The sequence below is a fragment of the Clostridium sp. CAG:265 genome, from assembly GCF_000436575.1.
Classification (GTDB): Bacteria; Bacillota; Clostridia; order Clostridiales; family Clostridiaceae; genus Clostridium; species Clostridium lentum.
In genome coordinates this window covers 38468-58048 of the sequence record NZ_FR886595.1, presented here as the reverse complement: position 1 = coordinate 58048, position 19581 = coordinate 38468, and the positions used below count along the sequence as shown (strand labels likewise).

Annotated in this window: 17 protein-coding genes; 15 read left to right on the top strand and 2 right to left on the bottom strand. The window is 29.0% G+C overall.

Translation table 11 applies throughout. The features are described 5' to 3' along the window. Positions 1–724: HAD-IIB family hydrolase (locus Q5O29_RS03720; protein WP_022211659.1), on the top strand; the 724-nt coding region annotated here is incomplete at its 5' end. Positions 725–876: 152 nt separating this feature from the next. On the opposite strand, the gene Q5O29_RS03715 is transcribed toward Q5O29_RS03720, so the two are convergent. Next, a complete protein-coding gene (locus Q5O29_RS03715; protein ID WP_022211658.1) occupies positions 877–1413 on the bottom strand; it encodes an NUDIX hydrolase in 537 nt (178 codons plus the stop codon). A gap of 155 nt (positions 1414–1568) precedes the next feature. Between Q5O29_RS03715 and Q5O29_RS03710 the strand changes: the two genes are divergently transcribed. The 12 genes from Q5O29_RS03710 (at position 1569) to Q5O29_RS03655 (ending at position 15676) form a co-directional block, all read left to right on the top strand. Then, positions 1569–2903, top strand: coding sequence for a CoA-disulfide reductase (locus Q5O29_RS03710; protein WP_022211657.1), 1335 nt, complete (start codon positions 1569–1571; stop codon positions 2901–2903). Positions 2904–3071: 168 nt separating this feature from the next. Further along, complete coding sequence (locus Q5O29_RS03705) at positions 3072–4736, top strand: ribonuclease J (RefSeq protein ID WP_022211656.1); 1665 nt, start codon at positions 3072–3074, stop codon at positions 4734–4736. A gap of 101 nt (positions 4737–4837) precedes the next feature. Further along, positions 4838–6277 (top strand): DEAD/DEAH box helicase, encoded by a 1440-nt coding sequence (locus Q5O29_RS03700; RefSeq protein WP_022211655.1) that lies wholly within the window; start codon positions 4838–4840, stop codon positions 6275–6277. A gap of 185 nt (positions 6278–6462) precedes the next feature. Beyond that, entirely contained in the window at positions 6463–7677 is a 1215-nt protein-coding gene (locus Q5O29_RS03695) for an ROK family transcriptional regulator (RefSeq protein ID WP_022211654.1), read from the top strand. 35 nt (positions 7678–7712) lie between these two features. Next, complete coding sequence (galT, locus tag Q5O29_RS03690; RefSeq protein WP_022211653.1) at positions 7713–9239, top strand: UDP-glucose--hexose-1-phosphate uridylyltransferase; 1527 nt, start codon at positions 7713–7715, stop codon at positions 9237–9239. Positions 9240–9344: 105 nt separating this feature from the next. Then, positions 9345–10778 (top strand): spore germination protein, encoded by a 1434-nt coding sequence (locus Q5O29_RS03685; RefSeq protein WP_302631697.1) that lies wholly within the window; start codon positions 9345–9347, stop codon positions 10776–10778. A 106-nt stretch (positions 10779–10884) separates the two neighbouring features. Next, on the top strand, positions 10885–11439 hold the full coding sequence (locus tag Q5O29_RS03680; RefSeq protein WP_022211651.1) for an ECF-type riboflavin transporter substrate-binding protein: 555 nt from the start codon (positions 10885–10887) through the stop codon (positions 11437–11439). Positions 11440–11578: 139 nt separating this feature from the next. Next, on the top strand, positions 11579–13285 hold the full coding sequence (locus Q5O29_RS03675) for an ABC transporter ATP-binding protein (protein ID WP_022211650.1): 1707 nt from the start codon (positions 11579–11581) through the stop codon (positions 13283–13285). Continuing rightward, positions 13282–14109 carry an energy-coupling factor transporter transmembrane protein EcfT gene (locus Q5O29_RS03670; protein ID WP_022211649.1) on the top strand — a complete coding sequence of 276 codons (828 nt, stop codon included), beginning with the start codon at positions 13282–13284 and terminating at the stop codon, positions 14107–14109. Before Q5O29_RS03675 ends, Q5O29_RS03670 begins: the two co-directional genes overlap by 4 nt. Positions 14110–14189: 80 nt before the next feature. Next, the gene (locus tag Q5O29_RS03665; protein ID WP_022211648.1) at positions 14190–15065 is read left to right on the top strand and encodes a radical SAM/SPASM domain-containing protein; all 876 of its coding nucleotides are present in this window, start codon (positions 14190–14192) and stop codon (positions 15063–15065) included. A 77-nt stretch (positions 15066–15142) separates the two neighbouring features. Continuing rightward, on the top strand, positions 15143–15301 hold the full coding sequence (locus Q5O29_RS03660) for a DUF1540 domain-containing protein (protein ID WP_022211647.1): 159 nt from the start codon (positions 15143–15145) through the stop codon (positions 15299–15301). 219 nt (positions 15302–15520) lie between these two features. Then, positions 15521–15676 carry a zinc-ribbon domain-containing protein gene (locus Q5O29_RS03655; protein ID WP_186834737.1) on the top strand — a complete coding sequence of 52 codons (156 nt, stop codon included), beginning with the start codon at positions 15521–15523 and terminating at the stop codon, positions 15674–15676. 79 nt (positions 15677–15755) lie between these two features. Here Q5O29_RS03655 and Q5O29_RS03650 read toward each other — a convergent pair whose 3' ends face one another. Beyond that, complete coding sequence (locus Q5O29_RS03650) at positions 15756–16307, bottom strand: hypothetical protein (protein ID WP_022211646.1); 552 nt, start codon at positions 16305–16307, stop codon at positions 15756–15758. A 298-nt stretch (positions 16308–16605) separates the two neighbouring features. Between Q5O29_RS03650 and pulA the strand changes: the two genes are divergently transcribed. Both pulA and Q5O29_RS03640 read left to right on the top strand, forming a co-directional pair. Next, entirely contained in the window at positions 16606–18588 is a 1983-nt protein-coding gene (pulA, locus tag Q5O29_RS03645; RefSeq protein ID WP_022211645.1) for a type I pullulanase, read from the top strand. Positions 18589–18677: 89 nt separating this feature from the next. Continuing rightward, entirely contained in the window at positions 18678–19481 is an 804-nt protein-coding gene (locus tag Q5O29_RS03640; protein WP_022211644.1) for a DUF4037 domain-containing protein, read from the top strand. Positions 19482–19581: the final 100 nt, after the last annotated feature.

Sequence of the window (19581 nt, the reverse complement as noted above, 5' to 3'; positions counted from 1 at the left end):
TATGGTTAAACCATTTTTAGATAAGTATGAGTTGAAATGCGAAGCTATAGTTATGAATGGGGCTGAATATAGAGATTGTAATGGAGAAGTTATAGAATCTATAGGAATTGAAAAAAGTAAAGTAAAAGCAGTTATAGAAGAAATATTAAAGGAAAGCAGTATAGTTGATATATATACTAGTGAAGGTATTTTTACTACAAAATATTCAAAGGAAGATTTTGATAATGCTGTAAATAGAATTAAAGAATTTAATAAAGAAATGACAAAAGATAATATAATCAAATTATTAACTGAGATAAGAGAAAAAATGATAGAGTTTCATATAGAAGATATTGATAAAATGATAAGTTCAGAAATTGTATTTTATAAGATAATAACTTCTCATAAAGATAAATATATTATAAGAAATTTGAAGAAGAAAATAAATGAAATAGGTGGTTTAGCAGTTGCTTCAACTTCAGAATATGATATAGAAGTAAATGATATACAAGCACAAAAGGGATTAATATTAGCAAAAGTAGCAGAGATGAAGGGCATTGAAAAAGATGAGGTTATGGTCTTAGGAGATAGCTTTAATGATTATTCAATGTTTACTGAATTTAAAAATTCATATGCAATGAAAAATGCAATAGATGAGATAAAGAAAATAGCTACATATGTAACAGAGACAAATAATAATGATGGGGTTGGCAAGGCTATAGAAAAAGTATTAAATATGCAGTAATTTTTATGAGACATTTATAAGGATATATATTAGTAAGACATGGATAAACCATATAGAATACAGATGATGAGCCAAAGGTAGAAAAACTTTAACTTAACAGAAAAGGCAATGGATAATTAAAAAATGGATGATTATAAAGCTTTTACAAGCTTTTAATAATTATCCATTATCATAGTGTATGCTAAAGCCGTTATTGTTTTAGCATCAATTATTTCACCGCTTTTAATCATATTCTTAACTTCTTCAAGAGTAAAAATTTCTACTTCTGTAAACTCATCAAAATCTTCATGTTTTTTTGATAGAGAAAGATTTGTTGCTTTATAAATATAGAGTAATTCATCACAATATCCAGGAACAATAGCAACAGTTCCAAGATGAAATAATGAAGAAGCTTGATAACCTGTTTCTTCTTCTAGCTCTCTATAAGCACAATTTTCAGGAGATTCATCAGAAGATAATTTTCCAGCAGGAATTTCATAAATGACCTTATCAATAGATTTTCTAAATTGTCTTATTAAGATTATGTGATTTTCATCTACAAAAGGAATTATTCCACAAGCACCAGGGTGTTTAATAATATCTCTGTTAGCTTCATTGCCATCAGGCAGTTGAACTTTTACCTTAGTAAATGTTAGATAATCACCTGTATAGACTATTTCTTCACTTAACGTTTTTTCATAAAGATTCATGTAAAAAGACCTCCATAAAATTATATAAAGATTATATCATGTTAGAAAAAATAAGGATATAGAAAATACTCCAAAAGTAAATGTAAAATATGTTGCTATATTTGGGGAAATAGATATAAAATAAATCATAAATATAAAAACGAAGGATGGTGCATATGAAAGTTATAATTATTGGTGGAATTGCGGCTGGAATGAGTGCTGCTGCAAAATTAAAAAGAATGTCACCTAATGATGAGGTAATAGTATATGAAAAAGGAGATATAGTTTCATTTGGAGCTTGTGGACTGCCATATTATGCAGGTGGATTTTTTGATGACTCTAATGAAATGATAGCAAGAACTGCTGAAGAATTTAGAAAAACAGGAATAAACTTATTTACTAATCATGAGGTTTTAGAAGTAGATTTTGATAATAAAAAATTAAGAGTAAAAGATTTAATTCAAAATATGATTATTGAAGAGAGCTATGATAAGCTGATGATTGCTAGTGGTGCTTCAAGTATAATTCCACCTATTAAAGGAATAGATTCAGAAAATGTTTTAACACTTAAATCAATGGATGATGGTAATAAATTAAGAGCATTAATGGAAAATGAAAACTTAAAAAGAGTTACAGTAATAGGTGCAGGATTTATTGGTGTTGAAGCCGTAGAAGCAGCTAAAAAGAGAGGAAAAGAAGTAACAGTTGTTCAACTACAAGATAGAATTTTAGCAGAGGTTTTCGATGAAGAAATAACTAATTTATTAGAAGAAGAAATCAGAAAGCATGATGTTAATTTATTATTAGATGAAACTGTTATGGAAATAACTACAGCTGGTAAAGCAACTAATATTAAGACTAATAAAAGAGAGTTTGAAACAGATATAGTTATTGTGGCTACAGGATTTAGGCCAAATACTGCTTTTGTGAAAAATGAAAAATTAGAAATGCTTAAAAATGGTGCAATAGTTGTTGATAAGTATGGAAGAACTTCAATAGAAGATGTATATGCAGCTGGAGATTGTGCAACAATCAATAGTGTAATAACTAATAAGCCTGTGTATGTGCCATTGGCAACTGGTGCTAATAAACTTGGAAGAATTGTTGGAGAAAACTTAGCTGGTGCCAATAATGAATTCCAAGGTTCTCTTGCATCAAGCTGTATAAAGGTTATGGATATGGAAGCAGCTAGAACAGGACTTTCTGAAAAAGAAGTTAAAGCTTTAGGATTTGATTATAAGACTAAGTTTATTACTGATATGAATCATACTAGCTATTATCCAGGACAAACAAAGATATATGTTAAACTAATTTATGATGCTCATACAAAAGTTATTTATGGAGGGCAAGTTGCAGGATACAAAGATGCAGTTCAAAGATGTAATGTAATAGCTACATGTATATTTGCTAAGATGACAACTGCACAATTAGGAATGCTTGACTTAAGTTATGCACCTCCATTCTCAAGAACATGGGATGTATTAAACGTAGCAGGTAATGTAAGTAAATAAAAAGTAGTAGTTAGTATTAATTAATTATTTTAGTATCTGTTATATGTACAGTTGTTTTCTTTCATTGAATATTCATAAAATTAAATATAAAGAATTAAATAATTAATAAAAACAAATAATAAATATAAAGTAAGAATGTTTAGTTATATTAGTTCGAAAGGTGATTATATGATGAAAGAAGGTACAATTAGAATAATTCCACTTGGTGGATTAGGTGAAATAGGGAAAAATATCACAGCCATAGAATATGAAGATGAAATAATAGTAATAGATTGCGGAATAGCTTTTCCAGATGAAGATATGTATGGAGTGGATTTAATAATTCCAGATATAACTTATTTAGTTAATAATAGAAAAAAAGTTAAAGGATTCTTTTTAACCCATGGACATGAGGATCATATAGGAGCTCTGCCATATATACTTAAACAGTTAAATGTTCCAGTATACGGGACAAAACTCACATTAGGTTTAGTAAAATCAAAATTAGAAGAGCATAATATTTTAAATGAAAGCACTCTTATAAATGTTGAAGCAGGAGATATGGTAGCCTTTGATAAGATAAAGATAGAATTTATTAGAGTTACTCATAGTATTGCTGATTCATGTGCATTAGCAATATATACAGAAGTAGGTACAATTCTACATACAGGAGATTTTAAAATTGATTATACTCCTATTGATGGTAAGGTAATAGATCTCCAGAGAATTTCTAATTTAGGTAATGAAGGAGTTTTGTTATTGATGGCAGATAGCACAAATGTTGAAATTCCTGGATATTCGCCATCAGAAAAATCAATAGAAAAGACTTTAAATACTCTTTTTGCCAATAGTAAAGGAAGAATTATAGTTGCTACATTTGCATCTAATATTCATAGAATGCAGCAAATAATACATTTATCTCTTAAGTATAAGAGAAAGGTATCTTTTAGTGGTAGAAGTATGGAAAATATATCAAATGTAGCAAGAGAGTTAGGATACTTACATATACCAGATACAGATATAATAAATTTGGATGATATATCTAAATACTCCAATGAACAAATAACAATAATAACCACAGGAAGCCAAGGAGAGCCTATGGCAGCACTGGCAAGAATAGCTTTTTCAAGCCATAGAAAAATTAGCATAGAGCCCAAAGATACATTTATTATTTCTGCATCCCCCATACCAGGAAACGATAAATTGATATCTAAAGTTATTAATGAATTATTTAGAAGAGGAGCAGAAGTTATTTATGATGATCTAGAGGAAGTACATGTGTCTGGTCATGCTTATAAAGAAGAATTAAAGATGATTCATACCATAGTGAAACCTAAATACTTTATGCCAGTACATGGTGAATATAGGCATTTAAAGCATCATGGAGATTTGGCTGTAGATATGGGAATGCCTAGAAAGAATGTCTTTATTTTAGAAACAGGTCAAGTTTTAGAATTAACTAAAGATAGTTGTAAAAAAGATGGAAAGGTAAGGGCAGGGGCAGTATATGTAGATGGACTAGGAGTAGGTGATGTTGGCAATATAGTACTTAAAGATAGGAGAAATCTAGCACAAGATGGTATGGTTATAATAGTAGTTACCATAGAAAAAGAGACGTTAAGTATTGTTTCAGGACCTGATATTGTTACTAGAGGATTTGTATATGTTAAGGAATCAGAAGAGCTGATAAAAGTTGTAAAATCATTAGCAACAGAAGAGTTAACAAAGTGTTTAGATAAGGAAATAATTGAATGGTATGTATTAAAGGGCAATGTAAAGAGAACTGTAGAAAATTATATTTATGATAGAACTAAAAGAAGACCTACCATTATACCTATAATAATGGAAGTATAATCAATGATAAGGAGTGAAATATTTAAGAAAGATATCTCACTTCTTTTATTTTTAGGTTATACTAGATAGATGAAAATATATTTAATGAAGAGGTAAAGATAGTGGAAAATGGATTTGAAAAATATAAAATAAGTGAAGAAATTAAGAAATCTATAGATGCTATGGGGTATAAGAATCCTTCTGATGTGCAGAAAAGAGTTATTCCTGAAGCATTAGAGGGTAAGGATATAGTGGTGAAATCACAAACAGGTAGTGGAAAGACAGCAGCTTTTGCCATACCAGTATGTGAAAAGGTAATATGGGATAATACTAAGCCGCAAGCCTTGGTATTAACGCCTACAAGAGAACTTGCCATACAAGTTAAAGAAGAAATTCAGAGCTTAGGTAGATTAAAAAGAATAAGAGTGGCAGCTATATTTGGTAAACAGCCTTTTTCAGAGCAGATAAGAGAGTTAAAGCAAAGAACTCATATAGTGGTAGGTACTCCAGGTAGGGTGATTGACCATATTGAAAGAGGGACATTTGACATAACAGGTATAAACATATTAGTAATAGATGAAGCAGATGAAATGCTAAATATGGGCTTTGTTGATCAGGTAAAATCTATTGTTTCAAAACTTAATGATAAAAGACAGACAATGTTATTTTCAGCAACAATGCCAGAGGAAATTCTAGATTTAAGTAATAGTTATATGAATAATCCTGAAAATATTGAAATTAAGGCTCAAAAGCTGATAACTGATAAAATTACCCATGAGTTATATAAAATAAATGAAGAAGATAAATTAAATGAACTGCGTAAGGTATTGATAAAAGAAATACCAGAAGGGGTAGTTGTGTTTTGTAAAACAAAGGAAAATGTAGATAAAGTAGCAGAAAATCTTAAGAGAAAAGGATATTCAGTTGATAAGATACATGGTGGAATGATGCAAAAGGATAGAATGGCTACCATGGAAAGATTTAAAAAAGGATTCTTCAGAATACTTGTGGCTACAGATATTGCAGCAAGAGGAATCGATGTTGAAGGTCTTACTCATGTAATTAATTATGATCTTCCAGTGGAAAAAGAAGCATATGTACATAGAATAGGGAGAACAGGAAGAGCAGGATCTAAAGGAAAGGCCATAAGTTTAGTAAATCAGTATGAAGGTAGACTTTTAGGGCAAATCCAAGAGTACATAGGCTTTGAAATTAATGAGATTGAGCCAATATCAAATAATGAAATAAGAGAAAAAGAAGCAAGTGCCAACAAGCTAAAAACAAATCCTAAGGCTAAAAAAAATAAGACTAAAGAAGTAGAAAAAGCAATCACTAAGATATATTTAAATGGTGGTAAGAAAAAGAAAATAAGAGCAGGAGACATAGTTGGAGCTATTTCGAGAATTGATGGTGTTAATTCAGAAGATATAGGAATTATTGATGTACAAGATATTGCTTCCTATGTGGATATATTAAATGGCAAAGGTAATAAAGTTCTAAATGTTTTAAAGGATATGACCATAAAAGGAAAGAAGCTTAGGGTAGAAAGAGCCAAGAAATAATTATGAATTAGTTAGAGAAAAATAAAGAAGCTAAAAATTTTCAGCTTCTTTATTTTTAGGTTATATGAAAAATTTATTGACAGTTTATTGGAATAAGTATAGAATTTAAGTAAGTAAACAATTTCATGAATATTTTTTTATATACTTTATTAAAATAATTAACAAAGGTTTATGAGGTGGAGATATTGATAAAGGGTAGCTTTGAATTAATGAAACAATTAAATATTTCCGTTGTTTTAAAAGCTGTAATGGGTAATGGAGCTTTATCAAGGGCAGATATTGCAAAGATTACAGGACTTACTCCCGCCACCATAACCAATATTACGAAAGAGCTAATGGAAAGAGGATATCTAGTTCAAAGTAGGATTGGTGAATCAAGTGGAGGAAGGCCACCTATAATCTTAGAATTAGATCCAAATGCTCGCTATATAATAGGTGTTAGCATTGGAGTTGGAAAAATAGAAGTAGTAATAAGTAATATTATAGCTGAGATACTAATTAAAAAATCAGTGGATTTAGAAAATCAAGATAGAAATAAAGATAATGTATTATCAATAATAGTAAATTTAGTAAATGAGATAATAGATGAAAGTGGTATCCATAAAGAAAAGATTATAGGTGTGGGGATTGCTATGCATGGTATAGTAAATTCTTATACAGGTATATCAGAATATTCTCCTTACTATGGTTGGAGAAATATAGATATAAAAAAGGAGTTATCAGAAAAAATAGAGTATCCTATTTTCCTTGATAATGATGTGAGGGCCATAGCTTTAGGAGAAAGTTGGTTTGGCATAGCAAAAAGCAAGGAAAATTTCATAGTGATTAATGTTTCCAATGGTATTGGAGCAGGAATAATTATAGATAATAAACCTTATTATGGAGTTAATTTTAGTGCTGGTGAAATTGGGCATATTTCCGTAAGAAATGATGGAAGAAGATGTAATTGTGGAAATTATGGTTGTTTAGAAACAATTTCTTCTAATAATAGTATAGTAGAAAAAGTAGTAGAGTTATTAAAAAATGATTTTCAAAGTATCTTATTAAAAAAAGGTAGCATTGAAAGGATAACAATTAAGGATATATGTGATGCAGCCAAAGAAAAGGATTCTTTGGCAGTGAATGCAATTGCTGAAGCAGCTATGTATATAGGAATGGTAATTTCTAATTTGATTAACATATTAAACCCAGAATATATAATAATGGTTGGTGAAATATTTAAAGATAATTCTCATGCAATAGAGATTATTGAAGAGGAAGTAAGCAAAAGAGCATTAAAGCTTTCGGCTGAAACTGTGAGGATTACAAAATCTTCATTGGGAGAAGATGCAGCAACCATAGGTGCTGTAACTTTAGTTATTAAAGAATTGTTTGAAGGTGAAAAAATAGTTTTTAATTAAATAATATATGGTATTTAGAACATGGAGGAACAAAAATGGTGAATGTGGCATATGAAATTGAAAGATTAATTAAATTTGCAGTTAGGAAGAAAATGATAACAGTATGGGATATAATTCCTGTAAGAAATTCATTAATGGCTGTTTTAAACGTTGAAGAACCTTTTCAGGGAGAAGTAAAGGATGATGCTCGTGAAACTCCTGTAGAAATATTAGAAAATATTTTAGATTATGCTTATGAAAAAGGAATAATTGAAGAAAATACAACAACTTATAGAGATTTATTAGATGCTAAAATAATGGGATTAGTTATGCCTACAGAAGGACAAGTTGTTAAGAAGTTCTATGAAAAGGCGGAAAAGAATAGTATAGAAAAAGCAACAGATTGGTATTATGATTTAAGTAAATCATCAAATTATATAATGACTGAAAGAGTAAATAAAAACTTATGGTGGCTTGCACCAACAGAATATGGTGATTTAGAGATAACTGTAAATTTATCTAAGCCAGAAAAAGATCCAAAGGAGATAGCTAAGGCTAAGCTGATGAAAGCAGCTACATATCCTAAATGCCTTCTTTGTGTAGAAAATGTAGGGTATCAAGGACGTTTAAATCATCCAGCTAGACAAAATCATAGAGTAATACCTTTAGAGCTTCAAAATAAACAATGGTATATGCAATATTCACCATATGTTTATTATAATGAACATTGTATAGTTTTTAGTGGAAAACATGAACCAATGAAGCTTACAAAAGATTCCTTAACTAGGCTTGTTGAGTTTATTGATAAATTCCCACATTATTTTATAGGATCTAATGCAGATCTTCCAATAGTAGGTGGCTCAATACTTACTCATGATCATTATCAAGGTGGAAGACATAAGTTCCCAATGGAAATGGCAGCTATTGAAAAGACTTATACAAATCATAAATTTGAAGATGTTGAGATTGGAACTGTAAAATGGCCAATGACGGTAGTGAGATTAAGTTCTAATAATAAGGATAGAGTAATAAATGCTGCAATGGAGATATACAATAGTTGGAAGGAATATTCTGATGAAGAAAATGATATTTTAGCATATTCAGGAGATGTTCCTCACAATACAGTTACGCCTATTGCTAGGAGAAATGGTGATGCTTATGAAATGGATATAGTCTTAAGAAATAATAGAACTACTGAAGAATATCCAGATGGAATATTCCATCCTCATGGGGAACTTCATCATATTAAGAAAGAAAATATTGGGTTAATTGAGGTTATGGGATTAGCAGTATTGCCAGGAAGATTACAAAATGAATTAGAATTAATAGCAGATTTATTATGTGACAACACTAAATACAATAAAGAAGAAGCATTAAATAACCCAGCATTAGATAAGCACGTTCCATGGATAGAAGAGCTTATAGAGCAAAATAGAAATGTCTCATTAGAAGAAGCTAGAAGAATAGTGAAAGAGAGTGTTGGACAAATATTTAGTAGAGTTCTTGAAGATGCAGGTGTATTTAAGAGAACTGAAAAAGGACAAAGGGGACTTGAAAAGTTTATAACTGAAAGTATATATTAATGATAAGTGCAGCAAAAAGCTGCACTTTTTTTCAGTGGTAATTGAAAATGGATAATTTAGTTTAAAAATAAGCATACTAAAGATAATACTAAAGATTTAGGGGGTATGCGTAAGATGAAGTTAACTGATGATTTAAAGAAAAATATAGAAATCATTGAGAAAAATCTAAATGTAGGAAATACATTTGATATGCTAGCAAGGATAGTAGATGTTCATAATACCAAATTTTATTTATATTATTTAGATGGTTTTATAAAGGACACTAATTTAGAATACGTACGAAGAGATATGTATAATTTAAAAAAAGAAGATTTCAACAGTATAAAAGGTGCCAATGAATTAATTGAAAAGGCTTTGAGCTCCATAGAAGCAAGTACTGATGATGATGTAGATAGCCTTGTTAAAGCAGTATTAAGCGGTCAGACCATAATGCTTGGACCATGGAAAGAGGCTATAGTTCTAGATTTTAGAACATATCCTGCAAGAGGTATTGATGAACCAAATAAGGAAAAGGTATTAAGAGGGGCACATGATGGATTTGTAGAAACAATTGTATTTAATACAGCATTAATTAGAAGAAGGATAAGAGATCCTCATTTAGTTTTTGAAATGCATAGTATTGGTAGTATATCAAAGACAGATGTAGCTGTGGGATATATTTCTGACAAGATTAAGCCAGACGAATTAAAAAAGATAAATGATATGATTGAAAACCTAAATATTAAGTCACTGACTTTAGGTGATCAAAGCTTTGTTGAATCAATAAATAGTAAAAGTTGGGTTACACCATTCCCAAAGATAAGGTATACTGAAAGGCCAGATGTTGCAGCAGCACAGCTAGTAGAAGGAAGTATAATCATAATAATAGATAATACCCCATCTATATTGATTTTACCAACTACAGTATTTAGCTTTTTACAATCAGTAGATGATTACTATCTTCCTGTACTTACTGGTAATTACTTAAAGCTCATTAGAATAGTGGTGCTTATTGCAAATTTATTTTTAACGCCTGTATATGTATTATTAACAGATAATCCAAGCTGGCTAATGAATTTTGCAGGAGGTTTTTTTAGTTTTCTATTACCAAAGGACTCATATAATATACCTATATTTTTTCAATTTATTATTGGTGAATTTGCTATTGATGGATTGAAATTGGCATCGCTTAATACACCAGATTCATTAGGTACTTCATTATCGATAATTGGTGGACTTATATTAGGAGATTATGCTGTCCAGACTGGATGGTTCACACCACAAACTATTCTTTATATGGCAATAGTAGCACTTACTAGCTTTGTTCAACCAAGTGTGGAGTTAAGTTATGCATTTAAATTTACTAGGTTAATACTTCTTTTATTAACAGGAATTTTTGGTACATTAGGTTTTATTGCAGGAATAATAATAAATACAATAATAATAGCTACAACTAAGACAATTACAGGCGATTCATATCTTTATCCATTAATACCTTTTGATAGAGCAAAATTATTAAAGCTTATCTTTAGATGGAAGAAGGAAGTAGATAATAAATAATTTTGTTAAATAATATAGAATTTTGTTGAATGACATATAATCTTGACGAATGGGCATTAATAATATATTCTAAGATGTATATGATTATTAGAAGGGGGTAAAGATTGTGAGTGAAAGTAAATTATCTATAAATACTATCGTAGCTATAGGTATAGGAGCAGCGGTATTTATAATTTTAAGCCGTTTTGGTTCTATTCCAACATTTATACCAAATACCAATGTTGAAACAGTATATGCATTCTTAGCATTAATGGCTGTAATTTATGGACCAGTTGCTGGATTATCAATTGGACTTGTTGGACATTTATTAAAGGATTTAATTCTTTATGGTTCACCTTGGATAAGCTGGATTATTGCTTCAGGTATAGTTGGATTAGTAATAGGATTATCTAAAAAAAGGCTTAATCTTGAAGATGGTGAGTTTGGAAGAAACAAAATAATAGTATTTAATATATATCAAATAATAGCAAATGCTATTGCATGGTTATTAGTAGCACCGGGATTAGATGTGCTTATTTATGCAGAGCCTGTCAAGAAAGTATTTGTTCAAGGGGCTGTATCTTTTGGATTTAATATATTGATGGTTGGAATACTTGGAAGTATACTTATTGCAACATATACAAAGACGAGAGTTAAAAAGGGAAGCTTACATAAAGAATAGAAATAAAAGGCAAAGAAATATGTTTTTTTGACATAATTCTTTGTCTTTTTACTTTTATCATAATTAAGTTAATGACATATAGCTTAAAATATAGTATATTTGTTAGTGGTAATAAAATAAAATGGAGAAGGAATTTTGTATGAAAAAACCAGCAATTGAATTTAAGGATTTTAGTTTTCAATACAGAGCTCAAGCAAAACCTACATTAAATAATATAAATTTAACTATTTATAAAGGTGAGAAGGTTCTTATTGTAGGGCCGTCAGGTTCTGGTAAAAGTACATTATCGAATTGTATAAATGGACTGGTACCATTTTCTTATAAAGGTGAAATTAAAGGTAGTTTAAAGATAAATGGAAAAGAAACAAAGGAACTTAGCATAGCTAAGATTTCAAATATGGTTGGAACAGTTCTTCAAGATCCAGATAGTCAATTTATAGGGCTGACAGTGGCAGAAGATATAGCTTTTAAATTAGAAAATGACTGTGTAGAGCAAGAAGAAATGAAAAGAAGAGTTCAAATGGTATCAAAGATAGTAGAAATAGATACTCATTTAAATAGTGCTCCACATAGATTATCTGGAGGACAAAAACAAAGAGTAACATTAGCAGGAGCTATGGTAGGAGAAGCTGAGATACTTTTATTTGATGAACCATTAGCAAGCTTAGATCCAGCTACAGGAAAAAGTGCTATTGAGCTTATAGATAAGATTCAAAAGGAAAATAAAAAAACTATAATAATAATTGAGCATAGATTAGAAGATGTATTACATTGCAATGTTGATAGGATAATTGTGGTTAATAATGGGGAAATCGTTAGTGATATAAAACCAAAAGAATTATTAAGTTGCAATTTACTAACTGAATCTGGAATTAGAGAACCTCTATATATTTCTGCATTAAAATATGCTGGTTGTGAGATAAATCCTCAGTGTAGTCCAGAGCATATAGATAAACTAAATGTTGATGTTTTCAAGGAAAAACTTGCTGATTGGTATACATCACTAAGCAGTGAAGAAACGTCATATGATAATGAGAGTATTTTAAGATTAGAGGACATCAGCTTTGGTTATTCTAAAGAAAAGGAAATACTACATGGTGTATCTTTTGATATAAAGAAAGGTGAAATGGTTAGTATAGTTGGAAAAAATGGTGCTGGAAAATCAACTATATCAAAGCTTATTTGTGGATTCTACAAGCCAACCTCTGGAAGAATTTTATTTAAAAATGAAGATATTGCAGGGCAAAGTATAAAAGAAAGAGCAGATAAAATAGGTATAGTAATGCAAAACCCTAATCAAATGATTTCAAAAGCCATGATTTTTGATGAAGTTGCCTTAGGATTAAAAGTGCGAGGTATTCCAGAAGATGAAATTAAAGAAAGAGTATATAATACATTAAAGATATGTGGATTATATGAATTTAGGAATTGGCCAATTTCTGCTTTAAGTTTTGGGCAAAAGAAGCGTGTTACTATAGCTTCTATATTAGTACTTAACCCAGAAGTGATAATATTAGATGAGCCTACAGCAGGGCAAGATTTTAAACACTATACAGAAATTATGGAGTTCTTAAGGGAATTAAATAAAAGTGGAGTTACTATTGTGATGATAACACATGATATGCACTTAATGCTTGAATATACCAATAGAGCAATTGTATTATCCAATGGAAAGAAGCTTGCAGAAGATACGGCAGCCAATATTTTAACTAATGAGAATATCATAAAAGAAGCTAATTTAAAAGAAACTTCATTATATGCATTAGCAGTAAAGAGTGGTATAGAAGACCCAAGGGAATTTGTAAGAAGGTTTATAAATTATGATAGGAGGATAAGGGGAATATGAGCGCAATGCTAGAGTATTCAGAGATAAACTCACCTATACATAAATTAACTGGAGCAACTAAGCTTATATGTCTAGTTATTTGGGCATTAGCATCGATGGTGACTTATGACACAAGAATCCTTGTTGTGATGGTTATTTGTAGCGTAGCCATATTTAAGATATCAAAGGTTGAATTTAAAACTGTATCATTTGTATTTTATTTAATTTTAGTATTTTTACTAATTAATAATATTGCTATATTTTTATTTTCACCTTTAGAGGGGACGTATATTTATGGAAGCAGGACTGATTTGTTCCATATTGCAGGTCAGTATACTATAACTACGCAGCAGTTATTTTATCAATTAAACATAACGTTAAAATATTTTGCAATAATACCTATGGCATTATTATTTATAGTTGCTACAAATCCAAGTGAATTTGCTGCATCTTTAAATAAGATAGGTGTAAATTATAAAATAGCTTATTCAGTGGCTATAGCTTTAAGATATATTCCAGATGTACAAAGAGATTATCAGGAAATATCATTTGCTCAACAAGCAAGAGGGATTGAAATGTCAAATAAAGAAAGCTTATTTAATCGTATAAAGAGTTCAGCGGCTATAATAATGCCACTTGTTTTTTCAAGTTTAGAAAGAATTGAAACCATTAGTTCAGCAATGGAACTAAGAGCTTTTGGTAATGGTAAAAGCCGTACTTGGTATAGTGGAAGAAAGTTTGAAAAACGTGACTATATATCTATATTTTTAGTAAGCATAATATTTATCGTAGCTATAATAATGACAATTAAAAATGGTAGTAGATTTTATAACCCATTTATTTAATGATGAATGATTAGAAAACTCAGCTTCTGCTGGGTTTTCTTATTGTATATTACATGAAAATTATGCAAAGGAGAAAATAAATGAAAAGATTTAAAAAAGTTTATATAGAAATAACTAATGTTTGCAATTTAAGTTGTAACTTTTGCCCTAAGACAGGAAGAAAGCTTCAATTTAGTGATGAAGAAAAGTTTAAAGAAATAATAGAAAAAGTAAAGCCTTATACTGATCATGTATATTTTCACTTAATGGGAGAGCCTCTACTAAATAAAAATTTAGCAAGATTTTTAGAGATTTGTTATGAAAATGGTTTAAAAGTAAATATAACTACCAATGGAACTTTATTAGAAAAAGAAAAAGATAGTCTTATAAATGCCAAGGCATTAAGACAAGTAAATATATCACTTCATAGTTTTGAAGCAAATAAAGTAACTAAAGAACTAGAGGAATATGTATCTGAAGTATTAAATTTTATTAATGAAGCAAAAGAAAATATTATATGTTCTATAAGGTTATGGAATATGGATAACGGAGTTTTAAATTTAAAGGGAAAGAATACTTTAAATGATGATATATTAAAAATGTTGCAAGATGGCTTGAATTCTGAAGTAAATATTAAAGAAGCTTTAAGTAATAAGCCAGGAATAAAGGTAAGTAAGAATGTTTATGTAAATAGTGCGGAAAAATTTGAATGGCCTAATATTAATAGAGAAGTTATTAGTGAAAGTGCATTTTGCTATGGGCTAAGAGATCAGATAGGTATCTTAGTGGATGGAACTGTAGTGCCATGTTGTCTTGATAGTGAAGGAAATATCCCTCTAGGAAATGTATTTGAGAGCTCCTTAAAAGATATTATTAACTCTCAGAGAGCAAAAGAATTATATGATGGATTTTCTAATAGAAAGTCTATAGAAGAGTTATGTAAGAGATGTGGATATGTAACAAGATATTCAAAATAGAAGATAAATAATACAGTTTTATGGAGAATAATTTCAGCAGTACCTACTAATAATAATCTTGTTAGGAGGTGAGTATTTTGAATATTAATCCAGGAATTAAATGTAGTGTAGATAGTTGTAAGTATAATAATACAAATAAACAATACTGTACATTAGATGTCATTCAAGTAGGAACACATGAAGCAAATCCAAAACAAGTGGAATGTACAGATTGTCAGTCATTTGAACTTAAGTAATAGTATTTGTATTAAATAAAGAAGGAGTGCTGTTTAGCATTCCTTCTGAAGTAAATATTGTAAAATTATGATTAATTTAGTAAAAAAACGTTGTAAAAGCTTTATAAGATGGTATAATTAAACAGTAATAATTAATAAAAAAGATTCTGATGATAATAAATTTCTCCAAGAGTTAGAGAGACATTATTATTTAATTAATCTTTTGAAGTGGAGGAATTAATAATGGATAAGACATTAGTATGTCAAGATTGTGGAAAAGAGTTTATATTTACAGAAGGTGAACAAGCTTTCTACAAAGAAAAAGGTTTTGATAATGAACCAAAGAGATGCGTAGAATGCAGAAGAGCAAGAAAAGCAAACAACAATAATAGATAATTATTGTTTAATTAAGGAAGGCTATAATGATTATTCATTACAGCCTTTTTATTTGCAAATAAAAATATGTAATTATGATCTATCTTAGCTCTTTAAAATAACATTTTAATTTTTCTTCTTCTTCTTTTGTTAATTTATCGCCACATTTTTTCTTTTCAATTAGTTTTTTAAATTCTTCATATTTTTTATCGCCAAGTTTACATTTAAATACTGCATCTCTTAATTCAAATAAAGCTTTTTTATCACTTTCATCAAGGGCAGTTCCTTTTTTTATTTTTTCTTGAATTTCACATAATTTATTTTTTTGATCTGAGTTTAATAATTTAATATTATCTTCAGTCCAAAATTGCATATCAGGACAAACTTCTTTTTTTTGCTCCTTTTCTCCAGAATTTTTATTATCTTTGCAATCTTTTTCAGTTTCTTTCTTTTCTTTTTCACAATCTTTTTTATATTTTTCAGTTTTTTTCTGTTCTTTTTCACAATTATCTTTATGACGCTCATCATCACAAGAACATGGTAGGATATCAGCAGTATCTACTGAAGCAAAAGCTTGAGCTGTAGGCATAATTAATGTTTCGGTAGATACTAATAAAGAAATTAGCATTAAAGATAAAGATTTTTTTTTCATATAAATACCTCCTTGAAAACTTGATGTAAAACAAAAATTATATTTTCTTGTTCCACACTATAGATATAGTATGTGAACTTTAAGTGAATTTTAATATAAAAAATAAAATATTTTTTATATTAAGAATTACATTGTCTTTTTTAGAGAAATTATAAATTTCACAAATGAAGCAGTAAAAAAATATAATGTATGATATAATAAAAAAATAAATGGTAAAAAAAGTAAAAATAAAATGTAGACTATAGAAACGATACTTAAAGGCATATTAGGATAAAAGAGTATGAGAGGAATAAATATTATGAAAAGTAATTATTTTGAATCAAAAGAATTTAATGAAAAGTATAATTATGATGGAGAGCTAGGTGTAATATATTCTAAGAATAGTAGCGAATTTAAATTATGGGCACCATTATCAGAAGAAGTTCAGTTAATTTTATATGGGAAAGAGTATAATAACCTAGAGGCTAATAAGACTATTATAAAAATGAATAAAGAAGATAGAGGCGTATGGAGAGTTATAATAGATGAAGATTTAAATGGTGAATATTATAATTATTTAGTTAGAAATAATGGCAAAACATATGAATCAGTGGATCCATATGCAAAAGCTGTTTCCATAAATGGTGAAAAATCAATGGTAATAGATATGGAAATTACTAATCCCACGGGATGGAGTAATGATAAAAGACCTTTACTAAAAGCTGCAACTGATTCAATAATATATGAAGCTCATATAAGAGATTTGACTAAAAATGAAGCTTCAGGAGTGTTGCCAGCATTAAGAGGCAAGTATATAGGTGCTGTTTTAGAAAATAGTAAAATTAAAAATACAAGCATAACTACAGGATTTGACCATTTAAAGGAATTAGGAGTAACTCATATTCATCTAATGCCAGTATTTGATTACGGATCTATTGATGAAAGGTATGATAGTCCTGATAATTATAATTGGGGATATGATCCTCAAAATTATAATGTTCCAGAAGGGTCATACTCTACAAATCCATATGAAGGTTCAGTAAGAATTAGTGAATTTAAAGAAATGGTATATAAATTTCATCAAGCTGGCATTAGAGTAGTTATGGATATGGTTTATAATCATACCTATAATCTAGAATCTCCTTTAAACATCACTGTTCCAGGTTACTATTATAGGCAGGATCAATATGGAAATTATAGCAATGGTTCAGGCTGTGGCAATGAGACTGCATCTGAAAGGTATATGTATAGAAAATATATGATTGATTCTGTCTTATATTGGGTTAAGGAATATCATATTGATGGTTTTAGGTTTGATTTAATGGGTCTTCATGATTTAGAAACTATGAGGATAATTAGAAATGAGTTAAATAAGGTTGATAAATCAATTATTATGTATGGTGAAGGATGGACTTGTTATAATACGCCATTAAATAGTAATGAATCAGCAGTTAAAAATAATATAATAAAATTTGATGATTTACAAATTGCTGCCTTTAGTGATGATGCAAGAGATTCTATAAAAGGTTCAGTTTTTTTAAAAGAAGCTTTGGGCTTTGTTAATGGAGGAGATAATTTTGAAGAGTCTATAAAATATGCAATATGTGCTTCTACAAAGCATGATGAAATAGATTTATCAAAAGTAATTTACTCAAAAGTATTTTGGGCTAATGAGCCATATCAAACAATTACTTATGATTCAGCTCATGATAATAATACTTTGTTTGATAAGCTTAGAATGTCTTGTAAGGATGAAAATGAAGAAGAAATCTTAAAAATGAATAAGTTGGCAGCAGCTATAGTGTTAACATCTCAAGGTATAAGTTTTTTGCATGAAGGTGAAGAGTTTGCAAGAGTTAAGGAAAATTTAGAAGGAGAAATTATAGAAAATAGCTATAATTCTTCAGACTATATAAATGAACTTAAATGGCTTAGAAAACAGAGGTATATTGATTTGTTTAATTATTATAAAGGACTCATTAAGTTAAGAAAGGAATATAAAGCCTTTAGGATGAATAGTAATAAAGAGATACAAAAGAATATATCCTTTATGACTAAAGGTAATGAATTTAATGAAGATCATATAGTAGGTTATATGATTAATACAGAAGATTATGAGGAAAGTTATAGTAAAATAGCTGTAATATTTAATTCTAATAAGTATGATGTGGAAGTTCACTTGAATGAAGGTGGGTGGAGTGTGCTTGTAGATAATGAAAAAGCTGATAGCAAAGCTCAATATAAAATAGAAGATTCTATGGTTAAAGTTTCAGCAAGAAGTACCTACATCTTAATAAAGTAATTTCCAATTAAACAGGTTAATGATGAATAGTTAGATTTTAATACCTATTCATTATTAACTTGAATATAATAAAAGCAGGAGTGAGTTTTATGGGAATGAACATGGTGGTATATCAGCTTGTAAATGAGTATAAAAGAATTCCGGAAGTTAAGGCAATTACTTTAGCAGGTTCAGGAGCTAACGGTAGAAAAGACAATTATTCGGATATAGATATAGATATTATAGTATCAAAAGAAATTGATAATGATAGAAGAACACAGATTATTAAGAAAGTTTCAGATTATATGGAAGTAGGCAATGATTATTGGGGAGATGGTGATGAATTTCTTTTAAGAAATTCAGATATACAAGTAGATATAACATATTTTCAAATAAATTGGATAAAGGATCAAATTTCAAACATATTAGATAGAAATATTGCATGTATAGGATATACAACCTGCTTTTGGCATAACGTAAAAAATGCCGTTATTGTTTATGATAGAGATGGGGTATTTACAGAATTACAAAATAAATGTAAAATAGCCTATCCAGAAAAGTTAAAAAATAATATAGTGAAAAAAAATTATCCTATTTTAAGAAGAGGCTTTTCTTCATATTATAATCAAATAACTAAAGCTCTGAGGAGAAATGATTTAGTTAGTATAAATCATAGGCTATCAGCATTTATAGCAAGCTATTTCGATATATTATTTGCCATCAATGAAATTCCTCATCCTGGAGAAAAAAAGTTAATAGATATAATTGAAAATCAATGTAACATAAAGCCAGAAAATTTTAAAGAAAATTTAGAGAAAGTCTTTATTGAAGGTAATGATAAAATCTTAAAGAATTTAGATATAATTGTGGATAATCTAGAGGTGGTATTGAGAAAAGAAAATATTGATATATAATGATAGGCAGTATTAAGCTGCCTATCTATTTAATAGTATAATAATTAATGAAAATATTTACATTAAAAATATGCAGTGATATAATTAAAAAGTGAAAGTG